Genomic DNA, 6,258 nt, shown 5'->3' with positions numbered 1-6,258 from the left:
TCAGATGTGTATAAGCGACCGGCCCCCGCCCACCAGCCGGTCTCCGGCTGGCTCCAGCCGCCGCTGTTCGAGGCCCGCCGAGATTTCACCCGGTTCGATCGCCAGGAACATGCCCGGCTCGACAACCCGTGGCTGGCCTGGGCCCGGCATACCGCACATCGTCTCGGCGAAGCGCATGACTGGCCTCGCGGTGTCCGCCTCGACGTTGGCCGAGCCCTGGTCATCGTGCTGTCCGGCCATGTCAGCGGCGAAGTCGTGCGGCACTCCGAGATCTTCCCGGCCCTGCGATCCCGCGGGCTCAGCGTCCAACGCACAGTGGAAGTACTCGCCGACATCGGCGTCTTCCAAGACGACCGGACGCCGTCGTTCGAACAGTGGCTGGAGCGCAAGCTCGAAGGCATCGCCTCCGGAATCCGCCGCGACGTGGAGCATTGGGCCCGCCTCCTGCACGACGGTGGCCCCAGGTCCCAGCCTCGCGACGAGGCCACGGCCTGGGGCTACCTCAACCGGATCCGTCCCGTCCTGCTGGAGTGGTCTGTCCGCTACGGCCATCTGCGCGAGGTGACACGCGACGACGTCCTCACCCAGCTCGATGCTCTCCACGGCAGCCAGCGACGGCACACACTCATCGTGCTGCGTTCGCTGTTCGGCCGAGCGAAGAAGAGCGGCACCATCTTCAAGAATCCGACCAGCCGCATCCGCGTTGGCCAGCACGAGTACGGCATCCTCCAACCCTTGGAGCCCGAGCACGTCAACAACTCCGTTGCCGCGGTCGCCAAGCCGGCGGACCGGCTGGTCCTCGCGCTCGCCGCGGTGCACGCCGCGCGATCCGGTGCGATCCGGCGCCTTCAACTCGACGACCTCGACATCGGCAATCGCAAGCTCGTGATCGACGGCCGGGTGCGGCCTCTGGACGCGCTGACACTGCACGTCGCCCGCGAGTGGCTGGACCACCGACGCTACCGCTGGCCCGACACCGCTAACCCGCACCTGCTGATCAACAAGTTCACCGCCTTGGGCACCGGTCCGGTCAGCGCGGTCTCCCTGACCACACCGCTTCGCGGCCAGGCCGCCACTCTGGAACAGCTCCGCGTCGACCGGCAGCTCGAAGAAGCCCTCTCCCATGGCCCCGACCCCCTCCACCTCGCCGAGGTCTTCGGACTCGATGCGAAGACCGCGATTCGCTACACGGACTCCGCGCGGGCGCTGTTGGAACAGGCCGCTGAACAGCAGCTTCGATGAAACCTGCTCGACCGGACGCACGATGAAGGCAATCATGAGCGAGTGACCTCGACCGAAGCAGCTGCAACCGCTCTACAGGACCATGCCGTCCTCTGGAGCATGGGCGAGATCCGCGCAACCGACGTCGTCACTGCTGCCTGTGATGCACTCGTTGCCGGCCTCGACAGTCCTGCCCTGCGGATCTTGGCCGCGTGCACACGCGCGGAGGCGGATTACGACGTCCCCGACCTCCTTCCACCGGCGCTCGACGAACTGGGCCTCACCTTCCACCCAGCGGGCAGTGTTGCCGGACAGGAAGCCGCCGCGCGAGCACTTGCCGCCCGGATGTTGGCCGGCGAGCTGACACCACGCGAGCTGGCCTTCCGGATCCACCAGCGCTTCGGGCACGAGCTGCCTCTGGCCGAGCGACTCGCCAACCTGGACGACGACTACGACGTCCTCGAATACGGCGACAGAACACCGGCACAGGTCGACGCCGAGGTCACGGCCGAAGCTCTTCGCCTTGCACAGCACCCTCGCGTTCCAACCGAACCCACGGATCTACCGACCTGAAGCAGACCGGTGGACCTGCGGGTTCAGGTTGAAGGACCTTCGGTTTCCTTGAACCCACGGGGATCACGGGGTGCCGGTAAGAACCGAGTCACCAGCCGCAAACGGCGGTGATCAGTCCTTGGATGGTGATCTTCCTGGGCTGGGCGGCTCGTACACTGCCGAAGATGGAGGACCACACGGCCACCGGGATCGGTGCACGTCCGGCGCCCGCCTTGCGGCGGTACGTCGACTCGTATGTCGGTTTCGACCTCCGCGGGCTCCCGGCGGGGGTTCACTGCGGCCCGCCGAGCCGCGTGCTCACTGCGGTGATCAGTCTGTCAGATCCTTTGGAGATGGCGGCGGGCGTTGACGACGGGTCACCGGTCACCCGATTCGGCAGCGTGGCCGGCGGTCTGATGTGCCGGTCCGTCGCGATCCACCACGACGGACGCCAGCAAGGTGTGAAGGTATCGCTGACACCGCTCGGGGCCCGGGCCATCTACGGCATGCCCGCCGCCGAGCTCGTCCACCGACTGGTTCCACTTGACGAGCTTCTCGGAGCGCTCGGCGTCGAGCTGGTCGACCGGCTCCGAGCGGCGACAACATGCGCGGCGCGGTTCACCGCGCTGGACGAATTGCTCCTCCGAGCTGTCGGCCGTGGCGCCGGCGGCGACCGTGTGCGCCGGGTGCACCCCGAGGTGGCCGAGGCCTGGCGCCGCCTCGTCGCCGCGCGGGGCCGCGTCCAGGTTGGTGCGGTCGCCGCGGAACTCGGCTGGAGCCGTCGGCACCTCGCCGAGCGGTTTCGCGGTGAGGTGGGCCTGTCACCGAAAACCTTCGCCCGAGTCTTGCGCTTCGAGCACGCGCACGAACTGGCGGCGGCGCAGGACCCGCTCCCGTGGGCCGATGTGGCGACCATCTCCGGCTACGCCGACCAGGCCCATCTCGTGCGGGACTGGCGCGAGTTCACGGGCCGATCGCCGACGGCCTGGCGCCGAGGCGAAGTCCTCCTCGGGGCCGGGTAGCCGCCAACCGTCCGCCCGTCGCGTCGGCTTCTGTTCCCTTTCCTTTTCTGTTCCCTTTCCTTCAAGACCGCCCGATCGCTGTCCTGTGACGATCGTCGGCATGAGACTCGTCAACCACGAACGCGACGCCATCGACCTGCGGACCACCCCCGTGCACCTCGGGCTGGGATCGAGAGCGAAACCCGTCGAGGGCTTCGCCTGGGACCCGGAGGTGCTCCACGCCTACAGCGCCGCGGTCGCGCCGGACGGAGCCGAGGGCCGGATGGTGATGATCTTCGACGGCGACGGCCCCGGCGACCATTGGGAGAGCCACCCTGCAGGCGACGAACTGGTCGTCTGCCTCAGCGGTTCGGTGACGGTCACCCGCGACGTGGACGGGGTACCCGACCGCGTTCTGCTCGGGCCGGGCGAGGCCACCGTCAACCCGGCCGGGGTATGGCACGTGGTCGACATGGAGGGGCCGACGTCCATCCTGTCCATCACCGCGAGCCTCGGCACCGACCACCGTTCTCGGACCGACACCCGCCCGACCGAACGCGTCGGCACACCCGGCCCGGAGGAAGCACCGTGACGACACGCATCGCGTGCCTCGGCGACAGCCTCACCCGCGCGCAGTTCAGCGTCGACTACCTGGATCTTCTCGGGCGACGCCACCCGCCCGGCGACGTGCGGCTCGCCCGCTTCGGCGCCAATGGCGACTTCGCCTACAACCTCCTGCAGCGCCTCGATGCTGTCGTCACGAACCCACCCGATGCGATCACCGTGTTGATCGGGACCAACGGCGCCCGAGCGAGCCTTGCCGGCTACCCCGTCGAGCAGGCCATGAAGCGCAAACAGCTCCCCGATCGCCCGTCGGCCGACTGGTTCCAACAGTGCCTGGGAGCCGTCGTCGCACGGCTGCGAGCGGAGACCGACGCGACGATCGGTCTGCTGTCGCTACCGGTACTCGGCCAACAACTCGACGGAGCAGCGGCACAGGCATCGCAGGCGTACAGCCGGATGATCGCCGAGGTCGCCGCCACCAACGAGGTGACCTACCTTCCGCTCCACGAACGCCAGACCGAGGAACTGCGCCAAGCGGACCCGCCGCCGATTCCATACCGGGAGGTGACGCCCGCAGCGGCTGTCGGTGTCCTCGTCCAGCACGCGGTGCTGCGCCGCAGCCTCGACACGATCTCGCGGCGCCGAGGTCTCGTGCTCACGACCGACCACATCCACCAGAACAGCCGCGGCGCCACCCTTATCGCTGAGGTCATCGACGCCGGTCTGCTGACCCAGAGCGCGTAACTGGTCCGGCGCCGCGGCCAGTCGGATGCCGTACGGTGCGCGGAGGTGGCGTGCGATCCAGGCGGGCAACACCTACGGCATCCGGCTCGTCTGGCTTGCGAACCGTCGTCCGGCCTCGGCTCCCCGCACTCGGTCTCCCGCTTCGTCTACTTCGTCACCTTGATCCCCTCGAACACAGTGGACTTCGGCGCCAGGCAGACGAACCAGTCGTAGGGCGAGTGCTTGGGGCTGTGGATGACCGGAACGTCGGCCTTCGCCTCGGTGGCCGCGGACGCACGGCCGACCTTGGTAGACGTGCCGTCCTTCCAGGTGCAGGTGACCTCCCGGGCGGTCTTGGCGACCTGGCCGGTCACCAGGCGCGGGGCCGTGTCGTTCCCGGGGAGCAGCGGGAGCGAGGTGGCCCCGTACTCGCCGCCGGACAGGACGTCGTCCTCAGGTACGACGATGTCCGCGATCTGGGTGGTCCTCGCCTCTTCGCCGGTGACCCGGTGCACGAAGTGCGCGACCTTGCCCACCAGTTCGGAGGCCGTGGAGACGTTCTCCGGGTGCTCGCCGAACTCCGCCATCGCCGCCAGGGTGGCCTTGGCCTCCGCCCTGTCCGCCGGAGCCTTCCACACGTCGATGTACACCCTCCACGGCACTCCCGCGTCGGTGCCGCTGGCCAGGGTCGTCCGCATGTGCGGCTCGGGCGCCTCCACGCTGGCGACCGGCGGGCTCGCCGGCGACACCCCCCGGTCCTCACCGGACAGCCCCGTCAGCGCCAGAGCCCCCGTGGAGCCGGCCACGACCAGGGTGGTGGTCGCCACGACCGCCCAGCGACGGGCCTTGCGGCGGCGGCCTCCGCGAATCAGCGCCTGGGCGGGGGCTGTGCCGATCTTCACCTCGTCGGCCGCGTCGGCCAGCAGGAGTGCGATGTCGTGCTGTGTCATGTTGTGGCTCGTCTCCCCGTCCGTGCTCTTCACTTTCGTCCTCCCAGCGTCACTGTCTCCGCCAGTCCCGATATGGCGCGCAGCTTCGCGATCCCCTTGGCCGCGTTGCTCTTCACCGTGCCGACCGAACAGCCCATCGCCTCGGCCGTCTGTGTCTCGGTGAGGTCCTCCCAGTAGCGCAGGACCACTGCTTCCCGCTGCCGTGCCGGCAGTTCGGCCAGCGCCTTCAGCAGCGTGTGGCGGTCGTCGGCCTGGGCCATCCGGTCACCGGTGTCGGCCACCTCGTGTGCCAGGCCCGCATCCTCGCTCCTGGGCACCAGGAACTCCCGCAGTTTCCTGCGGTACCTGCGGGCATGCGCGTTGACCATCACTCGCCGTACATACGCCTCCGGGGCGTCGGCCGAGGCGACCCTGTGCCAGGCCACATAGACCTGTTCCAGCGTCGACTGGACCAGATCCTCCGCAGCGTGCTGCTCCCCCGTGAGCAGGAATGCCGTGCGCATCAACCGCGGCCAGCGGCCGACGACGAAGGCCTGGAACTCTCTGTCCCCGGCCTGTTTCCGAACCCCCATGAGCACCTCCTAGATGTTCAACAGAGGCCATGAGAGACCCAGACCGTTGCCTCACCGCGGAATCTTCTTCCGCGCTCTCGTCGGAGCGGGGGGTGCCTGTTGAGCCGGCACGGAGCGCGGTGCCGGTGTTGCCACCGGTCCGTTCCTCCGTGCCGCTCACCGAACGCGACGTCCCCGCCTCCGCGTACCGGGCTCTCCACGGACTCTGCCGTTCGCTCGGGGTTGGATGGCCGGGCACATCAGCCCCAGTTCTTCAGCGCTTCCGCGACCTGCCGGACGTCGCGGCGCCCCTCGACGACGACGTCGGCGACCAGTGTGATCGCCGCCTGGCTGCCGACCTTGACCTGGATGCCGCTGGCGTGGAGATGGGCGTAGGCGACCTGGGCCGCGAAGACCTCGTTCGACTGCCAGCCCGACACCGCCCTGGACATCTTCGACTTACCCGCCCGGCCCTCGCCGCTACAGCGCGCTGACCGGCCCGGCCCCCTCCGGTCACGTTCACTGCACTGCACCCGCCCCTCCCCCAGAACAGGCCGTCCCTGATGACCAGTACTCTCCCGCCGCCGATCAGTGAGCCGGACCGTCCACCTTCACCTGCTCCGGCAGCCTGGTCGGCCCCTGCCCCGGCTGCCAGCGCAACACCCACAGATCTGGCAGCGGCGGCCTGCCCCTGTG

At 69.1% G+C, this 6,258-nt stretch carries 8 protein-coding genes; 5 read left to right on the top strand and 3 right to left on the bottom strand.

Going from position 1 to position 6,258, the window contains the following annotated elements:
- The 5 genes from AOK17_RS47190 to AOK17_RS47170 form a co-directional block, all read left to right on the top strand.
- On the top strand, window positions 1–1,242 hold a 1,242-nt coding region (locus AOK17_RS47190), incomplete at its 5' end, for a hypothetical protein (protein WP_206190960.1).
- A gap of 42 nt (window positions 1,243–1,284) precedes the next feature.
- Entirely contained in the window at window positions 1,285–1,794 is a 510-nt protein-coding gene (locus AOK17_RS49705) for a hypothetical protein (RefSeq protein ID WP_245697903.1), read from the top strand.
- Between the two features lie 164 nt (window positions 1,795–1,958).
- Window positions 1,959–2,795, top strand: a complete 837-nt coding sequence (locus tag AOK17_RS47180; protein ID WP_055618780.1) for an AraC family transcriptional regulator — start codon at window positions 1,959–1,961, stop codon at window positions 2,793–2,795.
- 100 nt (window positions 2,796–2,895) lie between these two features.
- On the top strand, window positions 2,896–3,366 hold the full coding sequence (locus tag AOK17_RS47175; protein WP_055618779.1) for a cupin domain-containing protein: 471 nt from the start codon (window positions 2,896–2,898) through the stop codon (window positions 3,364–3,366).
- Window positions 3,363–4,082 carry an SGNH/GDSL hydrolase family protein gene (locus AOK17_RS47170; RefSeq protein WP_055618774.1) on the top strand — a complete coding sequence of 240 codons (720 nt, stop codon included), beginning with the start codon at window positions 3,363–3,365 and terminating at the stop codon, window positions 4,080–4,082. The genes AOK17_RS47175 and AOK17_RS47170 overlap by 4 nt, the downstream gene beginning before the upstream one ends.
- Window positions 4,083–4,228: 146 nt before the next feature.
- On the opposite strand, the gene AOK17_RS47165 is transcribed toward AOK17_RS47170, so the two are convergent.
- From AOK17_RS47165 to AOK17_RS47155, 3 genes are all read right to left on the bottom strand, one after another.
- Window positions 4,229–5,044: a hypothetical protein gene (locus tag AOK17_RS47165; RefSeq protein WP_063997400.1), complete on the bottom strand. Its 816-nt coding sequence runs from the start codon at window positions 5,042–5,044 to the stop codon at window positions 4,229–4,231.
- Entirely contained in the window at window positions 5,041–5,583 is a 543-nt protein-coding gene (locus AOK17_RS47160) for a SigE family RNA polymerase sigma factor (protein ID WP_055618773.1), read from the bottom strand. Before AOK17_RS47160 ends, AOK17_RS47165 begins: the two co-directional genes overlap by 4 nt.
- A 239-nt stretch (window positions 5,584–5,822) precedes the next feature.
- Window positions 5,823–6,014 carry a hypothetical protein gene (locus tag AOK17_RS47155; RefSeq protein ID WP_157881560.1) on the bottom strand — a complete coding sequence of 64 codons (192 nt, stop codon included), beginning with the start codon at window positions 6,012–6,014 and terminating at the stop codon, window positions 5,823–5,825.
- Between the last annotated feature and the right edge of the window lie 244 nt (window positions 6,015–6,258).

This window comes from Streptomyces phaeochromogenes (assembly GCF_001418655.1).
Lineage (GTDB): Bacteria > Actinomycetota > Actinomycetes > Streptomycetales > Streptomycetaceae > Streptomyces > Streptomyces phaeochromogenes.
Note: the sequence above shows the minus strand (reverse complement) of the source record. Positions and strands in the feature narration are given on the sequence as shown.

What these genes read in the sequence shown, in the direction of transcription:
- AOK17_RS47160 (WP_055618773.1), bottom strand. Translation starts at nt 5,583, where the DNA reads ATGGGGGTTCGGAAACAGGCCGGGGACAGAGAGTTCCAGGCCTTCGTC.
- AOK17_RS47180 (WP_055618780.1), top strand. Translation starts at nt 1,959, where the DNA reads ATGGAGGACCACACGGCCACCGGGATCGGTGCACGTCCGGCGCCCGCC.
- AOK17_RS47175 (WP_055618779.1), top strand. Translation starts at nt 2,896, where the DNA reads ATGAGACTCGTCAACCACGAACGCGACGCCATCGACCTGCGGACCACC.
- AOK17_RS47155 (WP_157881560.1), bottom strand. Translation starts at nt 6,014, where the DNA reads ATGTCCAGGGCGGTGTCGGGCTGGCAGTCGAACGAGGTCTTCGCGGCC.